This window comes from Candidatus Dojkabacteria bacterium (assembly GCA_030583845.1).
Classification (GTDB): domain Bacteria; phylum Patescibacteriota; class Dojkabacteria; order SC72; family JAHDCA01.
In genome coordinates this window covers 899,014-921,350 of sequence record CP129478.1, presented here as the reverse complement: position 1 = coordinate 921,350, position 22,337 = coordinate 899,014, and the positions used below count along the sequence as shown (strand labels likewise).

At 44.7% G+C, this 22,337-nt stretch carries 20 protein-coding genes, 2 tRNA genes and 1 pseudogene; 16 read left to right on the top strand and 7 right to left on the bottom strand.

Annotation, left to right across the window (positions count from 1 at the left end):
- Window position 1: 1 nt before the first annotated feature.
- A complete protein-coding gene (locus tag QY318_04305) occupies window positions 2-1,894 on the top strand; it encodes a hypothetical protein (protein ID WKZ31034.1) in 1,893 nt (630 codons plus the stop codon).
- A gap of 287 nt (window positions 1,895-2,181) precedes the next feature.
- Window positions 2,182-4,428: a 3'-5' exonuclease gene (locus tag QY318_04300; protein WKZ31033.1), complete on the top strand. Its 2,247-nt coding sequence runs from the start codon at window positions 2,182-2,184 to the stop codon at window positions 4,426-4,428.
- A 1-nt stretch (window position 4,429) separates the two neighbouring features.
- On the opposite strand, the gene QY318_04295 is transcribed toward QY318_04300, so the two are convergent.
- The gene (locus QY318_04295; protein WKZ31032.1) at window positions 4,430-5,104 is read right to left on the bottom strand and encodes an HAD-IB family phosphatase; all 675 of its coding nucleotides are present in this window, start codon (window positions 5,102-5,104) and stop codon (window positions 4,430-4,432) included.
- Between the two features lie 214 nt (window positions 5,105-5,318).
- Here QY318_04295 and QY318_04290 point away from each other — a divergent pair, with 214 nt between their 5' ends.
- Window positions 5,319-7,124 (top strand): glycosyltransferase family 39 protein, encoded by a 1,806-nt coding sequence (locus QY318_04290; protein ID WKZ31031.1) that lies wholly within the window; start codon window positions 5,319-5,321, stop codon window positions 7,122-7,124.
- A 5-nt stretch (window positions 7,125-7,129) separates the two neighbouring features.
- Here QY318_04290 and QY318_04285 read toward each other — a convergent pair whose 3' ends face one another.
- The 6 genes from QY318_04285 to QY318_04260 all read right to left on the bottom strand — a co-directional run bounded on the left by QY318_04285 (window position 7,130) and on the right by QY318_04260 (window position 11,286).
- The gene (locus QY318_04285) at window positions 7,130-8,119 is read right to left on the bottom strand and encodes a glycosyltransferase (protein WKZ31030.1); all 990 of its coding nucleotides are present in this window, start codon (window positions 8,117-8,119) and stop codon (window positions 7,130-7,132) included.
- Window positions 8,103-9,107 (bottom strand): lysylphosphatidylglycerol synthase transmembrane domain-containing protein, encoded by a 1,005-nt coding sequence (locus QY318_04280; protein WKZ31029.1) that lies wholly within the window; start codon window positions 9,105-9,107, stop codon window positions 8,103-8,105. The genes QY318_04285 and QY318_04280 overlap by 17 nt, the downstream gene beginning before the upstream one ends.
- A 45-nt stretch (window positions 9,108-9,152) precedes the next feature.
- Entirely contained in the window at window positions 9,153-10,055 is a 903-nt protein-coding gene (locus QY318_04275) for a M48 family metalloprotease (protein WKZ31028.1), read from the bottom strand.
- A 111-nt stretch (window positions 10,056-10,166) separates the two neighbouring features.
- A tRNA-Lys gene (locus QY318_04270) sits at window positions 10,167-10,241 on the bottom strand.
- A gap of 47 nt (window positions 10,242-10,288) precedes the next feature.
- Window positions 10,289-10,648 (bottom strand): YraN family protein, encoded by a 360-nt coding sequence (locus QY318_04265; protein ID WKZ31027.1) that lies wholly within the window; start codon window positions 10,646-10,648, stop codon window positions 10,289-10,291.
- The gene (locus QY318_04260; protein WKZ31026.1) at window positions 10,648-11,286 is read right to left on the bottom strand and encodes a ribonuclease HII; all 639 of its coding nucleotides are present in this window, start codon (window positions 11,284-11,286) and stop codon (window positions 10,648-10,650) included. Before QY318_04260 ends, QY318_04265 begins: the two co-directional genes overlap by 1 nt.
- A 44-nt stretch (window positions 11,287-11,330) precedes the next feature.
- On the opposite strand from QY318_04260, the gene QY318_04255 reads away from it, so the two are divergent.
- The 13 genes and pseudogenes from QY318_04255 (at window position 11,331) to QY318_04195 (ending at window position 22,335) form a co-directional block, all read left to right on the top strand.
- Window positions 11,331-11,888, top strand: coding sequence for a hypothetical protein (locus tag QY318_04255; GenBank protein WKZ31025.1), 558 nt, complete (start codon window positions 11,331-11,333; stop codon window positions 11,886-11,888).
- Window positions 11,889-11,994: 106 nt separating this feature from the next.
- A complete protein-coding gene (locus QY318_04250) occupies window positions 11,995-12,363 on the top strand; it encodes a YtxH domain-containing protein (protein WKZ31024.1) in 369 nt (122 codons plus the stop codon).
- 113 nt (window positions 12,364-12,476) lie between these two features.
- Window positions 12,477-12,550: transfer RNA gene (locus tag QY318_04245), tRNA-Gly, on the top strand.
- An 85-nt stretch (window positions 12,551-12,635) separates the two neighbouring features.
- Complete coding sequence (locus QY318_04240) at window positions 12,636-13,091, top strand: SRPBCC domain-containing protein (protein ID WKZ31023.1); 456 nt, start codon at window positions 12,636-12,638, stop codon at window positions 13,089-13,091.
- Window positions 13,092-13,214: 123 nt separating this feature from the next.
- Window positions 13,215-13,613 (top strand): cupin domain-containing protein, encoded by a 399-nt coding sequence (locus QY318_04235; protein ID WKZ31022.1) that lies wholly within the window; start codon window positions 13,215-13,217, stop codon window positions 13,611-13,613.
- A 47-nt stretch (window positions 13,614-13,660) separates the two neighbouring features.
- Window positions 13,661-14,032, top strand: coding sequence for a DUF2200 domain-containing protein (locus QY318_04230; protein WKZ31021.1), 372 nt, complete (start codon window positions 13,661-13,663; stop codon window positions 14,030-14,032).
- Between the two features lie 17 nt (window positions 14,033-14,049).
- Entirely contained in the window at window positions 14,050-14,427 is a 378-nt protein-coding gene (locus tag QY318_04225) for a DUF1801 domain-containing protein (GenBank protein ID WKZ31020.1), read from the top strand.
- A gap of 133 nt (window positions 14,428-14,560) precedes the next feature.
- A complete protein-coding gene (locus tag QY318_04220; protein ID WKZ31019.1) occupies window positions 14,561-16,312 on the top strand; it encodes a hypothetical protein in 1,752 nt (583 codons plus the stop codon).
- Window positions 16,313-16,420: 108 nt separating this feature from the next.
- A complete protein-coding gene (locus QY318_04215; GenBank protein ID WKZ31018.1) occupies window positions 16,421-17,086 on the top strand; it encodes an alpha/beta hydrolase in 666 nt (221 codons plus the stop codon).
- 167 nt (window positions 17,087-17,253) lie between these two features.
- Window positions 17,254-17,814 (top strand): annotated as a pseudogene (locus QY318_04210) (LemA family protein).
- A 132-nt stretch (window positions 17,815-17,946) separates the two neighbouring features.
- Window positions 17,947-19,764, top strand: a complete 1,818-nt coding sequence (locus QY318_04205; protein ID WKZ31017.1) for a DUF2207 domain-containing protein — start codon at window positions 17,947-17,949, stop codon at window positions 19,762-19,764.
- 74 nt (window positions 19,765-19,838) lie between these two features.
- Entirely contained in the window at window positions 19,839-20,969 is a 1,131-nt protein-coding gene (locus QY318_04200; protein WKZ31016.1) for a M20/M25/M40 family metallo-hydrolase, read from the top strand.
- 13 nt (window positions 20,970-20,982) lie between these two features.
- Window positions 20,983-22,335, top strand: a complete 1,353-nt coding sequence (locus QY318_04195; protein ID WKZ31015.1) for an NAD-dependent succinate-semialdehyde dehydrogenase — start codon at window positions 20,983-20,985, stop codon at window positions 22,333-22,335.
- Window positions 22,336-22,337: the final 2 nt, after the last annotated feature.

The window sequence follows — 22,337 nt, the reverse complement described above, 5'->3', positions numbered from 1 at the left end:
TATGGGTAAAGATCCAATAGAGCAAAAATTAAATAGTTTCACCGGGAAATTCAGCGACGCTGTGCCGGATGAGCAGTTCGCTTCTCAGCTTGAGGAGAAATTGCTACTCTTAAATGGTGACCAGAGTGCTGGCCAGCCCGGAAAGAATAATTTTTTATTCATCTCTGCCATGAGAAAAGCTCTCAAAGTAGCCATACCCGTTGCTGTGCTAGCAATGTTGGTTGGCGGCTATTTAATCTATGCCAATCAGTTCTGGATCAAGTCTCGATATGAATTGTGGACACTCGACCAGGCATCAGTACTTGGCAAATTGCAAGGATATGCATCGACAGGGGGCGAATCCATTGCTACAAGGCTTAGCAGCTATGCGGCAAACGGAATAACAGCCGAAGCGGATTCTGCTTCTGATCTTCTCGCTCCTAGAATGATGGATCAAAAGTCGTACACAGAAGCTATCGATAAATATACAGCTGGTCCAGCAAGAGATAAGTGTCTTGCTGTATCGCCTTGGGGTTACTATACCAATGAGGCAATTACATCAGAAAGCTACAGCTATTACGACACCACAGACAGTAATTATGCCTACTACAACAAAAATGTAACAACCGATTCGAATGGGAATGTTATTGGATATTATCTAACTGATCAGACAGGCTCCTACACATATTATGGTGGTGACTTTGCGATTTTCATAAAAGGCTCGCCTACCGCATTTATGGCAGTAGAGGACATTGCTGCGGACAGCGATACAGTAGACGCTGCTGAAGATACAGCTGCGAGTCCACCAACAAGTGAGCCAGACGTTGATGACCCTGGGAGTGCGGGTGGAGAGACCACAGTAGTAGACCCTGGTGTTGGTGTACCAGAGCCTACCCCGGATCCGATCGACGATTCAGTCGACGAGCCAGTGGCACAGATAGATGGCGAGATTGTAGATATTGTCATGATTGATGGCCGCGAAGCATATGTTGTAAAGACAAGCTATGAAACAGGTTGTGATTTAGAAAGTGTTGGCTCAGTACGAGTCGGAGCTGTAGAACAGTCACCTGAAAATGCTGAAACTATTGTGCTACTCACATGGTATGACAAGTCTGACTACAGCTACATCCAGAGTGAGAGCTACTTTGGCACTGAATCAGATGACAACCTGATGTATACACATAGCAGCAGCTACTCCTCTGAAGAGCTGCCTTACGAGCAGGTAGCATCCACTTTCAAGTTTGACTTGGATGTTGACGTTGTGACAGTTGAGTATCCGGATGACGATTATAGCCCAGAGGCTGAGAAAGAGGAGCTTTACAGTAGGTTACAGTCCGAGGAATACACCCTGGTTACCCCGATAGAGGATGGATTCACACTTAATTATGTAAATGTAACAACCGAAGAAGATCTTAACGACCCGCTTAGCGAGTATATGGCAGATCGCGACTTCTATGCCCCAGGTGAGCTAGGAGAGAAAATGTATCAGGAGTATACCTCTTATGCAAATCTCGATACGCTATTCCCAGAGGTTGAGTACGGCGTAACAGCAGGCTCTACCAGCTATAGTGCATCTATCTATCATGATGGCACATCACTTGAAGAGCTTATCAGGCAAAATCGCGGCGACTCTCCCGTGAACAACGTATCTCTGACAATTAACGGTGAGACAGTTGGTGCTGTACAGGTTGAATATGGACAATATAGTGAAGTAAGCAAGAGTGGTGGCAGTGCTGCGAGCTCGGGTAGTGGATCAAGCGACCGTGACATTATGCCCGTAGAGCCGGTAGAGGAGTATTACAGCGTTTACTACATATTTGAGTACCAGGATAATGTGTACACACTGAGTGTTGGTGGCTCAGACCAGCCAGCGGTTGAGAGCAAGTCTTTCAAGACATATTCATCTAACTGGTGACTTTGCTTACTTGCAGGGGTTAATCGAGGCAAGCAGTATGTATGATAGTAGTGGTGACGGTGAGCAGATTCCTGTAGACGTAGCATACTAATTAAATAAAAAGTTAAGCTTTCTTAACCTGCTTGTTATTCGGCAAGGGGAAGTGCGTATAAAGTAGTGCTTCCTGCAATGCGACCCGCCTTTGGCGGGTCGCATTTATTTTACACAGCAACTTCATTGTTTTTCATTGACAGCAACGCCAAATAACTGATACTATTACGTCCGGATTTCTAGATAAAAGAGCGCAAATGCAGAAGTATAAGAAATACCTCAACCCCATCGTGACCAAGCTGGACACGATTTCCGATTTTAGTAATGCAGAGATAACCTCAGAGACCCAGAAAGAAGAGCAGCCATACCTTGAGAAGGTGGTTAAAATGCTTATTTCCGACATTCACCGAGAGCTTAAGGTCATGGAAGATCTAGAAGAGCAGATCGAACACTGGATCACTGTCATCGATAACGAGACAGGAGACGACAAGAACGAAGCATTGACAGAGTATAAGAAGCTGCAGGATATGATGCACGATCTGCTAGAGAGGATGAATCGCATCCTCGATATGATCTATTCGCCTTACTTCGGCAAAATCAGCTTCCACCGCAAGAAGAATGAGCGCTATCCAGAGACAACACTTCAAATGTATCTGGGCAAATTTGCCTACATGGACAAAGATTCGCATCTGCCGTTGATTACCGACTGGAGAGCACCTATTGCCAACCTTTACTACATGAACACAGGGCCAACCGATGACGTGTCATTTGTGGCTCCAACAGGTGTGCAAAGCGGTGATCTGCTTCAGAAAAGGCAGTTTGAGATCGCCGAGGGAAGAATCACACATATTTATGACGCCAAGAGCGGTAATGCTGCTGCCGATGAATTCTTGCTCTCTCAATTAACCAAGCGCATAGGCCAAAAGCTGAAAGATATTGTCGCCACAATCCAGGAGCAGCAAAACGACATAATCCGCGCAGGAATCGATAAGCCTACTTTGATCCAGGGTGTCGCGGGCTCGGGAAAGACTACAATTATCCTCCATCGGATGGCCTACCTGTTTTATACCTACGCCGAGAAGATCAGGCCAGAGCGCTCCTTGATAATTGCGCCAAACAGAATGTTCCTAGACTATATATCGGATGTGTTACCAAGCCTTGGTGTTTCCTACCTTGAGCAGAATGTATATCTCTTCTGGGCTAGAAGCATACTTGGATTCAACGACAAATATATGCAAAATGTCGACAAGGACAACCTAGAAATAATGAAGCTAAAGGGGAGCAAAGATTTCGTAGAGTTGATTAACAGATACTTTGAAAAGCTGGAGGCTGATATTTTCGAAGGGCTCACAGGAACAACGGGCTACGATATCGAATATAGGTATCGAGAGCTCTCACAGCAGCACCCACAGATGACTATGATTGAGAAACTTGAGCTCTCGGTAGACTATGCCTTCGCCCAGGTGCAATTCAAGAAGAAAATGATCGGGGACTTCATGGGCAATCTCGAAGTACAGAAAGAGAAGCGCAAAAAGATTCTTGATTACATTAGAAAATCTACAGATATTTACAAAGCGTATCAGGGTCTGTTTAAGCGGTCAGAGATAACTGTCAGCACTGACTCAATCAGCTGGAAAGAGGTAGCTGCACACACAAATGCTTACCTCAAAGGCACTCCAGGCAACTCGATCGGATATAAGCTCGAGGATCTTGCCCCCATGGTGTGGCTATATTTCAAGATTCACGGTTTTAAGGATAGCCAGCGTAGCTACATTATCGTAGATGAGGCACAGGATCTTAGCCCATTCCAGCTATTAACCCTCGCCCGTATTGCTGAGCGCGGAAATATTACTATCGCAGGTGATTTAGCTCAATCAATCGTCCCACCGTTTCATATCGATGACTGGGATAAGGTGATCGCACTATTTAAAGAGCAGATTCCTGAGTTCGCACAGCCCGACTACTTCCAGCTTTTCCGCTGCTACCGAACTACCGTTGAAGTTATCGATTATGCAAACCGCATTTTCAAGAAGTACTTCCCGGATAGCTACAAGCTGCCAGAAGCAGTGCTTCGACATGGCGATACTGTAAAGCAGATAGAGACTTCAAGCCCACTTGAGGCTGGGAAGGAGTCAGATATCAAAGAGCTGCTCCAGATATTAAATGGCGAGACTGAGAAGGGTGCAGCCACGACGGCGATTATTTGCAAGAACGAGGGTCACGCTGACCGTATCCACAACGCGCTGCTACCTCACGCAGAGAAGATGAAATCACTCCTGGTAAGCCATAAAGAGGAAGATTACCATACAGGAGTCTTGGTACTCCCAATAGAGAAAGCAAAAGGGCTTGAGTTTGATTCGGTCATATTGGCCGATGTATCAAATGAGCATTACAAGGATAATGGTCTAGATGTGCGACTACTTTATGTCGGAATTACTAGAGCTCTTCACAGACTGTACATCATACATCCACAGGGCGACACTTCCGAGCTTCTTTCAGATTAGACTACTGCAGAACAGCACCTATCTTTTCCAATGCATCTCCACGGTTCACAACAATATAGTTCTTCCCTTTTGAAGCCTCAATAGCATCGCTTCTTGGCTCGAAAAGGAATGGGTGGTTGACTAGATTTAGAAACTCAAAATCAGCAACTGAATCGCCTAAACCGATTGAGTGTGTCGCCTCAGCCAATATCTGACCTGAAAATTCACGCTTACTCTGGTAATCAAGTATTGTTGCGAATTCGTTTGTAAGCATTCCTTCTTTCTCTTTAAACGCAGAACAAAAAAATGTATCGAAATCCAACATTTCCTGTGCCTCCTCAAGAATAAAATCCCAACAGCCAGATACGATTACCGTGAGATATCCATGCTCCTTTAGCGTTGTTATAAGTTTGCTTGAGTGTGGGTAGAAATATTTATCCCAATCGAAATGATCGTGTAAAAATTTGGTAACATCAGCGCGCCTTATTCCGTTAAAATAGTTTGCGAAAATTGCCTTATCGTCTGCGAATTTCTGGTTGTAGGTTATCTGCCCATCCTCATATGCGGTTTGCAGTGCTTTGACCTCGTCGGAAAAACCGTGATTAATTATACCCTCCTCTTCCATCAGATAGCCCAATTCATATCTGGCATACCCTTCAAAAAGTGTATAGTCAAAATCTAGCACAGCTATCTTCATAGTTCGAAAAGTGATCAAATTATTATCCATGGAGCAAGTGGCTCTTTCTATAATGAAAGCATCCCCCTGCCTTCCGCAAGCTGCAGTAACGGCTCCATACGCACGCCAGCCAGCATATATCATATAACGACTGCTCAAATTTGCAAAGCCTTTTGGGCACACTTTCGTGATAGTTGCACCCACAGCCACGATTGTGCATAATTCTTACGAATTCATGAACTACAAAATCAGTAAGAAATTAAATAGAATACTCCCAACAGGCTGGTCACAAAAATTTTGGGTTTACATCTACCCTATTATTATCGCAATTGCCTTCGTTTCAATAGCGTTTTCCGCTGTTCAGACAAAATCTGCCACGGTCGATGAGAAATTCCACCTAGTTCGCGGTGTGATGCTTCTTGAGACAGGTGATCTCCGAATAAATCAGCACCACCCATACCTTTTCAACCTGATACATGCGTTGCCAACACTCCTCGACAAAGATATTGTGAACCCTCCAACCGACTCTGAATTGTGGGATCAGGCTTTGAAAGATGAATTGGCATTCGAACACGTCGAGCTAAACGGAGGGGTGATCGAATACACTAAAAATGTGTTGGCGGGTCCTCGTTTACTTGCCACGATAATTACCGGATTTTTTCTTATCGCTTTCTACTGGCTCTTGCGCAGGGAGCTTGGGGTATTTATAGCGGCTACAGCGACGTTTCTGCTTGCATTCAGCCCAACCTTGCTTGCACACGGCCCGTTAGTCACAACTGACGCCCCAGCGATGATTACAATATTCCTGTCGAGTTGGTATCTATACCTTTGGATCAAGTACTCCAGAAAAGATTATCTCATCGCGTTTGTCGTATTCGCATTTGTGGCACTACTGACTAAATATAATGCCGTCATGCTGGGGCCAATCTGGGCTGCATTTCTACTCATCGGTTTCTATGCAAAACCTGATGCTGCAAAGCGACTGGAGCTGAAGCGCCTCATGATTGCTGCAGGTAAGGTACTACTAGTATGCATAGTATGGGCAGTAGCGCTTACCTTTGCTTACAAGCTGCAGTTTGCAACTATATATGACATGGCGTATGGCCGAGTCACCAGTGAGCAGCAAATCCTTGCTGAGATATCTCCTGAAGATCCACCGATCGTTCAAGATATCAAGGAGCTCGTATATCTTAAAATCAAGTTCCCGTTCCCACAATATGTTCATGGATTCCTTGATAATGTGATCTTCCACAATGAGGTTGGACACGATGCATACCTTCTTGGTGAATCCAGCAACTTTGGTTGGTGGTACTATTTTCCAATATCTTTCGCAATTAAGGAGACTTTGCCAACACTGTTCCTGACAATCGTAGCTTTTGCGCTTGCTACATATTTTCTATTTGCGCAGTGGAAATTGGGCAAAGGCATTAAGACCCAGTCATTCGTTCTGATAATGGTTCCAGCGCTTTTATTCGCTTTGTCGGTCAGCAGCTCACTCAACCTAGGCATAAGGCATCTACTTCCTATCTATCCATTCCTATTCTTACTTATTGGTGCAATGCTGTATGAAGTCGCTAAAAGAGTGCGAATTAAATATCTGCTAACTGCTATGATGGCGATCTCCTTCATTTCAGTACTTCTAGCCTACCCGAACTATATATCATATTTTAACGAGAGCATCCCAAGCAGAAGCGATGGCTATCTTTACCTCAGGAGCAGTAGCTACGACTGGGAGCAGGACCTGATCGTACAGCAGGAGTATATCGATACTATCCACGACAGGAAGATCTTTCTAAAAGCCGAAGATATAGATGGCGAGGGTCTATTGGTGCAACGCAAGGTAAACTTCTTCAAGAACTATAACCTGATTGAATCCAATAGATTGAAGGTACTAAGGATGCTTTATGAGAATGGGGAGCTTGAGACATATAAAGAGGTTGGTGACACACTTATTGTGTTTGAAGTAGACTCATTTGAGATTGACTCGCTAATACCGAAGATGCAGATCTGGGAAGCGGACAAGCTTTCAGCTGCACAGTAAGAATTTTACTTCTGCCTGTATGGAATCTCTGGGTATGCCTGCTTTATCCCATACCTTTCGAGAGGCTCAACGTTGTTTTGTCGTTGATACTCAACTGTAAGCCCGATCAGATATGTAATCACTGTCAACATCCCCATCGATGCCGCTATTGCGATCAGAACCACCCCCCAGTAGAGATCTATCTTATCTGTAACTTTCAGCACGATGCTAGAGATTAGCGATACAGCCATCACCGACAAGAATATCAGTGATAGCCAGCCATACACATAGATAGGAGTCTCCCCCATCTTGTTAAGCATTACAACAGTCGTCATATCAAACACACCACCCTGCAATCTATTAACGAAGCTGAAATTGCTTTTGCCAGTGCTACGTTTTCGATTCTCAATTGGGACCTCGGCTATTTTATATCCCTTGGCACCAAGCAGAGCAGGTATAAATCTATATGATCGACCTTTTAGATTGAGCTCTTTCGCAACATACCCTCGATATGCCTTAAATCCGCAGTTCATGTCGTGCACAGTGACACCGGTCAACATTCGGGTAAGGGTGTTGCTTATCTTCGAGGTAAGCATGTAAATCTTTCCATCTTTGCGCTTCTGCTTGAAGCCGGTTACCATCTCATATCCCTCGTCTAGCTTCTCGAGGAACTTTGGCAAGTCTGCTGGATTATCTTGACCATCCGAATCAATCTGCACAATTATTTCACCTCTCGCCAACTCAAACCCGACCATATACTTGGCTGATTTGTCACTACCTGCTGGACGATTGTAGGTTAGCTCTAGTGCATAGAAATTTGGGTAGCGGTCGGCATACTCCTTCAATGTAGCGAATGATGGGTTGCCAGATGGTGAGTCGATCATGATAACCTCGTAGCTCTTACCTATCTGCTCCATTACCTGCACTATCTCGTCGAGAACTTTGGCGACACTAGCGCCTTCATTTCTTGTAGGGAATATAAACGATATATCTACTCGATTATTTTGCTCTGCCATTTGGTAGCCTTTCTACCAGAAACTTAGTTACAAAGAATGCAAGGAATCCTAATACTTCTCCAGATATGAAAACTATCCTTGCAAGTACGGCGATTATAACAGAGGCTGATCCCGAGAGTCCAACTGATGCTGTCAGTAGAAATATCATCACAGTCTCTCTAACACCTGCCCCACTCGGTGTAATTACTGACATATATCCGAGTGCCCACGCCATCGCATTAGCCGAAATAGCTGCAACGTAGTTACTTTCAACACCAACTGCCTTCAAGATGAAGTAGAAGCTGATAGAATAGATACCCCATGCAATCGCATATCTAAGCAGCAGAATCAATCGATCTTTCATAGATATATCAAGCAGCTGAAACTCTCGCCTACTTTTCTCAGATAGTTTTGGTAATAGAAATTTATTAAAGAGTGACTTCAAGACACGGTTATCTAGGATTACGAAGAGTGTTAGTACAAATACTGCTACTATCAATCCTTGGAAAAGCAGGTCTGGCTCGCTACCAATCTCGAGGCGATCAAAAATATCTTGCCCAACTGAGAAAAGCGCTATTGACCCAAGCAGTAAGCCCAATGCCAGATACACAATATTTTCCCAGAACCAGCCCCAAAGCGACTTGGCCATCGGGACATTGTACTGCTTGTTATAGATCGCCCTTGCCAGTATACCCACGATATTTCCCGGCACATAGCGCAATAGGTATGACTTCAAATATACCTCGACTTGGCTTATCACAGTTACATCTTCACCGGATGCCTTGATCATATAGTGCCAGTTGAGGGCATTCCAGAATGTATGCCCCATATAGACAAAGACTGCCAGAATGAGCAGGCCGTAATTGATCTCTGACCACACATCGATTCTAGCGAGACTTCCACCAAGCTTATCGTAGATAAACCAGATAACCAGAGCATATATTGCTAGCTCTAAGCTCTTAAACAGGATTTTCTTTGAGTTGAATTTGGACGGTTTCTCGTTGGCCATATGTTTCGGTGTGATTTTAGCATGTGGCTCGGGAAAAGAGGATATCTATTGATTTTCCAGCTTCTTAGTAAGCGCTTCTAGATTCTCGATCCTCTCAGACAGTGGCGGATGTGTGGACATAACTTTCGTCCAGAACCCCTCTTCGGCTGTAGATACAGCATACATGTGATTAAGCGTGAGATCTACCTGCTTCTGCGCTGCTGATTTTTTGGCTTTTTCCCTAGCCTTTTTCTTTTTCTCCTGCTCGACGATCTTTTCAAGCTTCTGCAATGCGCTGATCAGTGGCTTGCCTGTGCCCATGTAGCGAGCAGCAGTAGCATCTGCAGAGAACTCGCGTGTCCTTGAGATTGCCATCTGGATTACTATTGCCACAATTGGAGCCAGCAGCAGCATGAGAATTGCCCTAAAAGCCTGCTCTACGGGATTTCGAATCGACCCAAGAATCCCGAAAAATAGTGTGAGCCTCGTTACAATTGTCACGGCAAAGACTAGTAGTGCTGCCGTTATTGAGATAATTACATCGCGATTTTTCACATGTCCAAGCTCGTGAGATATAACAGCTTTCACCTCTTGTCTTGTGAGTACTTTGAGCAGGCCATCTGTTAGGACGATAATTGCATTCTCTGGATTTCGACCGGTTGCGAATGCATTTGGAGACTTCTCCTTGTAATGAAATAGCTCGGGCATTGGTAGTTCCATTTTGCGACACATCTCCTCCACGTCTTGATAGACGTTTTCATATTTCCTTCTCGGGAGTGGCTTGGCCTTAACCATCTTCACAGCAAGCTTATCGCTATGGTAGTAGGCGAGGAAGTTCAGCAGCGCCATCATTGTGAATATAAATGCAGCGCCGGTAACTCCTGCCAGTCTATCACCTACATAGAGAACGAAAAGGGTGAGGACAATTAGGAGCAGCATTGTGCGGAAATATTTGTTGATGCGGTTCATTTTGCCTATGTACTGAAATTGTAAAATCGAATTGATGTGTCCTCACGAACCGACGGTTCTCTTCACAAGATACATACCAAGATCCATAGCACCCTTGGTTGCGACCGATCTTGGTGAGTCGCCAGGGACTCGAACCCTGAACCTAATGGTTAAAAGCCATTTGCTCTACCATTGAGCTAGCGACCCACATACCCCCGCTTATGCCTAAGCCAAAGGGAAAATCAAACAGGGCATTATACTCCGATTTCTACTATTTTTACAATATTTTTTGACTGCTGGGAACCGCCTACCCCATCTATCAGGAAAGCATACACACCACCCACAGATGACTCATCATATTTACTCTGGTTGAGCCATACCGATATGGTACTCCATAGCCTCGACAGCTTTAAGCCGCTGATTGATTCTGTGGCACTTTGAATGGAATTTCTTGATCTATATCGCACTTCGAAAAAATATACTCGTCCCTTTTTCTCGCCTATGATATCGATTTCACCAGATCTAGTGCGGAAATTTCTATCCAGAATTTTTACCTCACGTTCTGTCAGATATTGAACTGCGAAATCCTCATAGCGATCCCCTACCGACTTCATTAAATTAGCGCTGCTACAGGCTTATAAGTTTTGCGGTGAATTTCAGTTGGGCCATATGCTTGCAAGGCTGCCCGATGTGCAGCAGTGCCATATCCCATATGTGAGTCAAAGCCATACAGCGGATATTTTTCGGCATACTGCTTCATTACTCGATCTCTATGTACCTTAGCCAGTACTGAGGCTGCGGCAATCGAGTAATGGTTTGCATCGCCTTTATTCATCTTTTCCATCTTATATCCGGCTAGAAGCAGCACATTCTTACCATCGACAATTAAGTAATCGGCACGCACTCCAACCATCTCTTCTGCCTGCTTGATTGCCGAGAACATAGCCATAAGCACTGCTTTCTGTATGCCAACCCTATCTATCTCTGTTGAGGATATTTCGCCAATCCCCCACCCGACACAGCTCTCCTTTATCTCCTCGAAAGCCTCCTCTCTCTGCTTGAAGCTCATCTTCTTGCTATCTCTTACACTACTTACAATCTGGGTGTCATCGCCAATTATCACCGCCCCTGCAGTGACTGGCCCAGCCCAAGGACCACGACCCGCCTCATCAAGGCCAACGACAGTTTTGAAGCCTGAGCTCCATAGCCTACGTTCTAATTCTGTATCTGGGTATTGGATGGCGCCTCGCATGCTTAAGACTGTAAATTATTGCCTAAAATGCTTATACTATGCCCATGAGAATTCGGTCAAATCTTTTAACCAATTCATACACTATCTGCCTTACATTTTTAATAACCATCTTGGCATGGCTTGCTCCTGCTGCAATCTCCGCAGACGAGGGAACAGCAGAGGCAACACTTTTCCTGAGCCAGGAATGCCCGCAGTGTGAAGATGTGCTAGCAGAGATGGAAGAGCTAGATCTTACGAGCGTTGAGATTGTTTACCTAGAGAATGCCGGAGCTGATGACCAATACGCAGAAGCGGCGGCAGCATGTACTCTTACAGGACAGCCAGTCCCTATGCTATCTCAAAATGACGAGTGTATCGTTGGTGACACAGCAGTAATTGAGGCGCTAAGAGCCCTCTCTGCTGAGAATACTCCGCCAGTTCAAGATGAGAACAACGAAGATGATCAAAATAACGATATCCCAGTGGAAGAAACTGCTGAGGATTCAGCTGACGACGACGCGGCTCAACCCGAGATCTCACCATTCGTACTAATCGCCTCCTTGGTGGCGCCGATTCTCCTCGTTGCAATTGGCTACTACCTGATCACAAGGTTCAAACTTTAGCATCGTTCCCACCTAAAGACATAGTTAATGAAACGGCGTCCCTGTTTGCCAAAAGAGTCTCTCCTATGATATATATAAGCGTAGCTAATATATCACAATATTAATAATGGGAAAGAATGCAGGAGCGACATTTCTAAAAGGTGCACTCGTAGGTGCAGTAGCTGGCGCAACAGCCGGAATACTCTTTGCCCCTAAATCAGGTAAAGAGACACGTGAAGATATTAAAAAGGCAGCTGCAAAGCTGAGCAAAGAGGCTCAAGAGTTTTATGTAAATGCTAGAACCATGCTTGAGAAGAAGATGAAAGCACTTGAGAAGCTTGGAAAGAGCATCGATAAGGAGAAGTATATGGCTCTCGTAGAAGAGGTAATGGCAGAGCTTAAGAAGAACAAGACTATTGATCCTAAAGTAGCTTCAGAGGTTGGACAGCAGCTTGGCGCTGACTGGACAAAGCTCCAAAAGGCATTGAAGGCTTAAGGTTGTTGTGTATTTAAACCGACCACTTAGCGATATTTAGTACTGGGATTACCAGACTATCGCCGCCAAGTGGTCGGTTTTTTGTGTATAATGTGTATAATCGGTTAGATCGGGCGGGATTAGTTTAGTGGTAAAACGCCACCTTCCCAAGGTAGAGATATGGGTTCGATTCCCGTATCCCGCTCCATTAGTAAATTCGCCGCAGGTAAATTCCCACATCCCCTCTTATGCTAAAATGAATTAGCTCTATTTAAGTTTTCACTTAAAGGTAAATGCAAAAGCTGCATTACTCTATTTCTATCAACGCCCCAGTTCAGAAAGTCTGGGACACCATGCTGCAGGATGCAACTTATAGGCAATGGACAGCTGCATTCAATCCAGGGTCATATTATCAAGGGAGTTGGGATAAAGGCGCGAAAATGCTATTTCTTGGACCAGATCCTATGGGCGGCGAAGAAGGTGGAATGGTGAGCAGGATTGCTGATAACCGTCCAAACGAATTTATCTCAATTGAGCATCTTGGTCTAGTTAAAGGTGGTGTTGAAGATACTACCAGTGAGGAAGCGAAGAAATGGGCACCTGCTTACGAGAACTACACTTTCACTGAACAGGAAGGCGTCACAACTGTAAACGTAGAGATGGATAGCTTAGAGGAACATGCTGAGATGTTTAACGATATGTGGCCAAAAGGGCTTCAAAAGCTGAAAGAAATGGCTGAAAGCAATTAACATCTGACAATAGCCATTCAATTGAATCAGATCCCCCATATCTGTGCTATATTGGAGTGCATCCAGAACCAACTTCATACAAGTTGATTCTTCATGAATACCTAAATTATTAAAGGTCATTTTATGAAGGGTTTTCACAGTAATATTGAGGAGGAGACGAAGAGCAACTCCAACTTCAGGCGGGTACTTTACACTGCCAAAAACAGCCAGCTAGTACTTATGTCGTTGAAGCCAAAGGAAGAGATCGGTATGGAGATTCACCAGAACGACCAGTTTTTCAGAATCGAGTCCGGTGAAGGAAAGTGCCTTATCGATGGGAATGAGTATCCTCTTCATGATGGTGTTGCACTCGTCGTACCGGCAGGTGCTGAACACAACGTAATTAACACATCTGAAAGCGAAGACCTCAAGCTGTACACTATCTATTCCCCTGCACACCACAAGGATGGTGTCGTCGCGGCCACAAAAGAAGAGGCAGCAGCTATGGAAGAGGAGTTTGATGGTGTGACGACCGAGGCTTAGGAGGCAATTGGTAGGCTTTATTTCTATACAATTTGCTATAATCGACAATGAATAAGGCACAAATGGATGCACAGAGAGATAAAATCTACCCTATGATCTTCTCCGGTGTCTACCCGTTCTATATCGCCAAGGCAGAGAAAAAAGGCCGAACCAAAGCCGAGGTCGACCAGATCATCCTCTGGCTGACAGGATACAGCCAGAAGCAGTTAGATTCACAGCTGGACAAGCAGGTTGATATCAAGACATTCATCGAAGATGCACCGAAGATGAATCCCTCACGAGACCTGATCAAGGGTGTTATCTGCGGTGTACGCGTCGAAGAGATAGAAGATCCGGTTGTGCAAGGGATTCGCTATCTTGATAAGCTTATTGATGAGCTTGCGAAGGGCAGGGAGATGGAGAAGATATTGCGAGCCTAAACTTTCGTTAATAAAGCATGGAAAAGAAAACCGCTCCAGCAAGAGATATTGATGAATATATCAAACGATTCTCGCCGAGTATTCAGGAAAAGCTCCAGAAAATAAGAGATACTGTTGCAAAACGCTGTCCAGAGGCCATCGAAGTGATCAGCTACCAAATGCCTGCATTCAAGTATAAAGGCCGGATTTTGATCTATTTTGCCGCTTGGAGTGACCACGTAGGCGTTTACGGCATTTCTTCGGATATCAAAGCGCCTTTCATGGATGAATTGAAGAAATATAAGGCTTCCAAAGGCACTTTTAGCTTTTCGTTTGATGAGCCGATTCCATATGAGCTTATCGACGCATATGTCGAGTATAAGATGGAGAATTCTCAGACAGGCAAAGGCTATTAGGTAGCCTAGGAGAGTGGTTTTCACGACGATTTCAACCCTTTAGATTGGCGGCGCTACCGGTGGATATCTCCGTTTAAATATTGTATACTATGGGCTTCAACAAGGTGGGGATTTCTTTTATCAGAAGGCCAAGATGGACATCAATGGAGTCAACATTCCTAAAAGAGCAGCTGGGATCGATCTACAGCGACAGATCGAGGGCACACCTTTCGCGCCTGGAGAAAATGTTTTCGAAAGGATTGACCCAATGCTCGCAACTGATGCCGGAAGAATCATTGGCGCCATTTTCAAAGATATGATGAACGGTACATCATCTTTTACCTATGAAGGATCCTTCGCCTTTGCACCTGAGGTCGAACAGCAGGAAGAATTCCAGTCAGTAGTAGAGAAGATAAACCAGCTCGGGACATTGCTAAAAGAAAACCATCTTATTGGTCTTGGTTACCACGAGCTAGAACAGCTGAATAATGGATTACTGAGAAACAAAGATTTGTACGACCAAGTTGTATCACTCCTTTCAGAATGTACTGATGCTGGGCTTGCAGATTTGTTTATACATTGCGGACTCTACACAAGCTCAAGCGCGGGTTATATCGATAATCATGGGCGCCTAGCCTACCTAACGGAAGACGGACGCACTGATCAATTTGAGCAATTAATAGCTCGATGGAAAAAAACATATGAGTTCGTGCTTCTTAATATTTTGCTTTTCACTGGGAGGCCCGAGCCTGGATCAACTTCTACTCTACAAACGATAGCATCAGGTAGAGAGATATTGGCCGAGAAGACACTCTCCACTAGGCCGCGAAGCATGACTGGCAAACGGCTACAAGGCAGGGTCGAGATGTACCAAGATATTGTCAGCACACTTGGTGATCTAGATTACGTAGATCTACTTTTTAACCCCTCTGCATCCTTTCTCACGAATGGGATGCAAGCCTTTCTTTCTGCTCTAGACGATAGCGCGAATAAATCTCGAGGGAAATATCAGGTTTTAGCCAACTCGCTAAAGGATGGTGATTCACAGACAATGTTTAAGCGATTTATATCGTTACCACAGAGAGATTATAGAGGATTACTCAACGAGCTAAGCAATAATCCAGACTTCGCACACATCCAGGCAGAAATAGCAGCATACAGAAATGTATGGCTCTTGGCCAGGGATTTGAGCGGACATATTAAGCTGGGTAAGCTGGCAACCGCAATTAAGACTAGGCCCGACGCCCTGTTCCTAACAGGTAATTGGCAACTGAGAAATGGAACAATCCGCTTGCTCGATAAATGCTATCGCGACTTTTCTGAATCTTACAAGGATTTTCTTGGGTGGCTAGAAGTTAACGATCCAGAATTTTGTATGGAGCTTGAGAAGTCTGTGTCGAAGAGCGCAAGCGGCAAGTTTTTCTTCGACCCAGAGAGTGATTGGGTTATTCCAGAAGTAAGAGAAGCTTACAGTCGCTACGTCGAAGAAAGCGGAGCAAGTGTAGTGCCTGCCGGCATTGAAATTTTTGAGCTGAAGACAGGAGGGGTTGATGATGCAACGCATCGGACCCAAAGAAGAAGGTTTTTGATAGTCTTGCTGTCGCTCTATGCTGAAAATAGGTTGCCACATCAATCACTGTCGGACTGGTTGCGAAGTCGTCAAAATCCGCTTTTATTCTTCTACCTTTCAAACACATTGCGCATTGAGCAAAGCATCCTGAAGACAGCTGGAACTCTTAGCGAGTATCTGAATTATGATCCACTCACCCAAGAGATAAAGCCACCGTTTACACCAGCAGTTTTTTACAGAGAGAAGATGATCGACGCCCTACCTGCAATTTTAAAAGAGGTGGGGATCTTAAAAAATGAGCTGGACTTTCTATTGAATAGTTCGGCCGGTGATTAAGCTGAGCCCTCAATCACACAATAGTACTGACGTGCGTTAAAATTGACCCATTTTCCATGGTAAAATTAATAGAATGCCTGTCGGTCTCTAAATATTGTTAAACAAAGGTTGAGTACAATCCTAAGCCTAATAAATGAATACCTCACTATCATTAAGATTAAGATCCGTTCATATAGGCTGAATTCCCCTCCCCCACACTGGCGTAGAGGAACCAGAGGCGACATCCTACTTATCCACGGCTGGAACGAAACATGGAGCTATCTACTTGAAGTAGGCAATTTAATGAACTCGCTTGGATACACGGTCCACACAATAGACAGCATAGGTCGAAACCATAGCCATATATATGTAGCAGCGCAAAAGGTTAACGACTATATACTCAGTAACAATCTTAATGATCTTATTTTAATCTGCCACAGCAAAGGTGGCATGGTGGCCAAAGCGGTAATTGACCGATATCCTGCAGGTGCCAATATCAAGCAGGCAATCACGATAGCCACACCTTTCAACGGCTCGAAGTGGGGTTATCTTCGAATATGGAGCCTCGCCGATCTTATCCCAGGATCAGAGTTCATTCTTAGTTTTAATGAAAATAAGCAGAATCAGAAGATTACTAGCATTAGGGTCAGGGTCGACAACCATGTGATTCCTTTTGACTCGCCTATTTTGCCAAATGCACACAATATAGAGCTGCCGATAGTAGGCCATACCTCTGTCTTGGAGTCGGAAGAGTTAATGAAAACTCTCGAGCGTCTGGTCCGACCACCCCGCTAACTTATAATATTTTGTCCCGCTTATAGTTCCAATTAGGATTTAATGAATTCAGAGAATTCTACTTGCTTCGATATGCTGTACTATAAGTTAGCGGGGTGGTCGGACTTCCCATTTCACTACCCACAGAGTAGAATCAAATAGCATTAAATAAATTGAGTCCTAATCCAATGGGTACTTTTTTAGGCTTCTTCTTCTGTGTGTTTCTAGTTCTGATCGGTGTCTCTCTTTTAATGATTGTTTACTATAACTCGCTTGTTCAGCTGAAGATTCGAGTTGAGGAAGCCTGGGCCGATATTGATACCTTCCTTAAGCAGAGATATGACATGATTCCAAATCTTGTCAGTACAGTTAAGGGATATATGAAGCATGAGCAGGAGACATTGACCAAAGTTACTGAGCTTAGATCACAGGTAGCAAATGCTACAACAATGGAAGAGCGTGCTGAGGCTGACAACATGCTTACAAGCACATTGAAATCGCTTTTCGCAGTTGCTGAAAACTATCCAGATCTTAAAGCCAACACAAACTTCCTCGATCTACAGGAAAAGCTTTCAGGCTTGGAGGACAAGCTGCAAAATTCAAGGCGTTTCTACAATGCTACAGTTCGAGATTACAACACCAAGATCCAGGTTTTCCCAGGGAGCATAATCGCAGGGATGTTCAAGTTCGAGCAGAAGGAGTTCTTTGAGGCAGCAGGTGCAGAGCGTGAGAATGTGAAGGTCAGTTTCGACGAGCCAACAGCTGAGGCAAAAAGTGCTGCCGAGACTGATGCTATGGTTGAGAAGCCAGAGGCACTCGAGGCACCAGATGCAGATATGAGTGATGAATCAGGTTCTGTAGATAAGAAGACAGAAGAGTAGATGTTCCAAATAATTAATCGTCGAAATTGGAGTCGGTCAATCAGGCTGCTCTTTGTGGCCACTCTCTTTGCGCTTTCAGCGATTTCTCCAAATGTAGCTTCCGCGCAGGATCCACTTACAGTGCCAGAGTCGTCGCTCTGGGAGATTCAAAACTTTAGAGCTGATATTCAGGTAACTGATCGCGATCGAATAGAAGTAAAAGAGACCATTGACGCATACTTTTTCGTCGAGCGCCACGGCATTTTCCGTACAATTCCTTACAAATATGATGATGACCGAGGCGATCTTAAAATTGATGTAGCGCAAGTAACGAATGGCGAGGGGGTACCAATTCCATACACTGTCACGAATATTGGTGACTATATAGAGATAAAGATTGGCGACCCAGATGAATTCGTAATTGCAGAGCAGCGCTATGTAATCGAGTACGATGTCAGGAATGTCATTGGCTATTTTGAAGAGCATGACGAGCTTTACTGGAACGCCACTGGCAATGAATGGCCAGTCCCTATTGCTATGGCTGAGGCTGTGGTTAAAGGCCCAGAAAATCTTCCAGAGGAAAGCTTCGACGAAATCCAGGCTCGCTGCTATACGGGAGGGTATGCATCCACAGAGCAAGAGTGCGAGTATGCACGACAGGGTCTCAACACAGCATTTAGAAGCAACAGAGAGCTAGATATACGCGAGGGTCTTACAGTAGTAGTTGGCTATCCGAAAGGTTTTATCCAGGAGCCGACATTTATCGAGCGATACTGGTTGCTCTTCGTGGCAAACCTTGGTGCCTGCCTGCCATTTATTGTCTTCCCTATCACCTTTCTACTTTGGCGAAAATATGGCAAAGATCCGAAAGGACGAGGCACAATTATGCCGCAATATGAGCCACCAGAAGGATTGTTACCGGCAGAAGTGGGTGTGATCTATGACAACAGCTCGGACATGCGTGATATCTCGGCAACAGTGATAGACTTGGCCATCCGTGGCTACATCCAAATCGAAGAGCTACCTAAGAAAGCGCTCAGCAAACAGGACTATGCTTTCCACCTTTTGAAAACTGACTTAAGCGAGTTGAAGGAGTATGAGATCAATATATTGACCGGAATCTTTGGGACTGCAGTGGCCGAGGGCGAGGTAGTCAAGCTAAACTCGCTTAAGGAGAAGTTTTATCAAACTGCGCAAGAGGTAAATGAAGCACTTTACACACAACTAACCAGCGGTGGCTACTACACCAGGAAGCCGAAGAGCTTGACGGCTGTGATGATTACATTGGGAACACTTATTGGGCTAGGCTCTATCTTCCTGCTGAGCGTGCTCGCACCAATTGGCGGCTATCTCACTTTCTGCGGATTGCTACTTTCCGGTGTTGCTTTTCTAGCCATTGCCCCATGGATGTCTCAAAGGACTGCCAAAGGCACTGAGATTGAAGAGCATATCAAAGGGCTCAAGATGTACCTTGAGATTGCAGAGGAGGATCGGATCAAGACCTTGCAGGGACCTGATAGCGAGTATGTAACTGATCGAAAGGCTCCAAAACGTGATGTGAAGCTGTTCGAGAAATTGCTGCCATATGCGATGGTGTTGAAAGTAGAGAAGGCGTGGGCAGATAAGTTTAAGGATATATATAAGGAGCCGCCAGACTGGTACTCAGGAAGCAATATGTCTACATTCAACACTATCTATCTTATGAACTCGCTATCTAATGCCGCAACTAGCATGAATAGCACTTTCACATCCACTCCTAGGTCATCAGGAAGCGGATTCAGCAGTGGAGGTGGTTTTAGCGGTGGTGGAAGTGGTGGTGGAGGCGGAGGAAGCTGGTAAAGCTTCGATAATAGATACCCTTAATTTTTAATTGTGGTATGATCACCACAATTAAGCTTCAATAATGCATAGGTATGCAAGATCCTATTTCCCTACTTGAAAAACTTGTAAACATTAACTCATGGTCATACAACCAAGAAGGCATAAACGCATGCAATAATCTTGTTGTTGAGGCTATTAAGCAGGTTCCAGCTGCTCATTGTGAGTTCTTGAAAAAAGATGGAAAGCCCAATCTGCTTATTATTCGGAATACTCACGTGACTGGGCAAATGAATGTAATGTTCCTCGGACATATGGATACGGTTCACCTACAGGAGAGACATAAAGACTTTATAATAAAGGGTGAGAAAGCGGAGGGTGACGGTGTAGAAGATATGAAGGGTGGAAATGTAGTCATGCTGGCAGCTTTTGCACAGCTTGCTCAGAGCAACTATAACCTTACCGTAGTACTGAATATTGACGAGGAGATAGGTAGTACCTCTTACGAAACCGAGCTAGCAAAAATATATGCAGAGCAGCAGTTGACTCTTGTCTTTGAGGGAGGAGAGATGGAAGATGAATCGAGAAAACTGATCACAGACCGGAAGGGTATTGTAGCCTACGACGTGAAAACCGTAGGAAAGGCTGGTCATTCAGGTGTCTTAACCAAGCCATCTGACCGGCTAAGCTCAAACTTGGAAATGATCTATAAACTGGCAGAGATCCAACGATTGGAGGAGAAGTTTCAAACCGTCTCTGTAAATATCGGTACGATCCATGGAGGCCAAGCTTTCAATATCGTCTCAGAGGAGACAACGGCCAATTTTGAAGTACGGTCGTTTAATGAAGAAGAGATGCATGAGGCACTGGAACTTGTTGAAGAAATATTAAAGAAAATATATCGCCCTGGTGTTACTACTGAGTATAAGAAGCTCTTTAATTTTATGCCTCTTCAAAAGCAGGCCGATCATTTGAAAGTCCTTGAGCAGTTGAAGTCTTCACTTGATGCTGAAGGGACACAGATAGAGTATGGAAATAGAGGTGGCGTCTCGGATGCAAATAAAGTTCGTGAACATAACAAATCAGCACTAGTAATTGATGCGCTTGGACCAGTCGGTGGCGAGAGCCATACGAAGAATGAGTGGATTGAGCTGAGGAGTATCCAAGACAGCATTGACCTCACCATCAAAATAGTCGATAACTATAATAAGATAATCTCTCAGTAGTTTACTGCTCACAATGGCTATTCAGTCGCTAAATCCATACAGTGGCGAGCTTCTTCGTGAATTTACACCGTTAACAGAGCTAGAGCTGACTCAGAAAATAGCATTTGCACGTAAAAAGCACTTTATCTGGAAAGAGTTTGATTACCCTCAACGAGCTCAGTTCTTGCGGCTTCTAGCTGGATTCCTTGAGCGTCGCAAAGGTGACCTTGCCAAGTTGATGGCTGTTGAGATGGGCAAGCTTTATACCGAAGGGGTCGCTGAAATCGAGAAGTGTGTGTTTGTTTGCAACTATTACGCCGACAATGGCGCTACATTTCTGGCTGACGAGCAGCTAGAAGATGGCTATGTTATGTATGAACCGCTTGGGGTTGTCTTGGGTGTAATGCCTTGGAATTTTCCTTTTTGGCAGGTTATGCGCTTCGCCGCCCCTGCCCTGATGGCTGGAAATACGATCCTGCTAAAGCATGCCTCCAATGTGCCGCAGTGCGCTATCGCATTAGAGGATGCATTTAATGAAGTTAAATTTCCACCTGCTGTTTTTCAAAGCCTGCTTATAGGATCGGACATGGTTGAGCGAGTTGTGCGAGATCCTGCGGTTCGCGCTGTTTCATTAACTGGAAGTGAGGTAGCCGGTAGTACAGTGGCTCGTGCTGCCGGGGAATCATTAAAAAAATGTGTGCTGGAATTAGGCGGAAGTGATCCGGCAATTGTAATGGAGGATGCAGACTTGGATCTTGCAGTTGAGCAGCTGGTAATGTCACGGGCGAGGAATGCCGGCCAGAGCTGTATCGCAGCTAAGCGTTTTATTGTTCATGAATCAGTACACGATCAATTTGTAATGAAATTTAAAAGTGCCATGGAGAAATTAAGATATGGTGATCCTCTATCTTCAGAAACAAGCCTAGCACCACTTGCTTCTGCCTCTGCACTCGAGCGGCTTGAAGAGCAGGTAGTCGATAGCATTCACGCCGGCGCGAAAGTAGTAACTGGTGGGAAAAGGTATCCAGGTAACGGATTTGGATACCAGCCGACAATACTAATTGGAGTTAATGAAAATATGCCTGTATTTAATGAAGAGGCTTTTGGGCCTGTAGCTGCTGTAATCAAGTATGGGCGTCTCGAGGATGCTCTCGCATTAGCTAATAAGACAAAGTATGGGCTTGGCGCATCAATTTGGAGCAGAAACGAGGTTGAAGCAAAGCGGCTAGTTCGGAGGCTCGATGTAGGTGTTATCGCTATCAATAAGATGGTACAGTCAGACCCAGCTTTTCCGTTTGGAGGAGTGAAGGGCTCTGGCTACGGTCGAGAATTGGGCAGGCACGGGATCCTCGAATTCGTGAATGTGAAGAGCGTTTCGGTTGGCTAGCT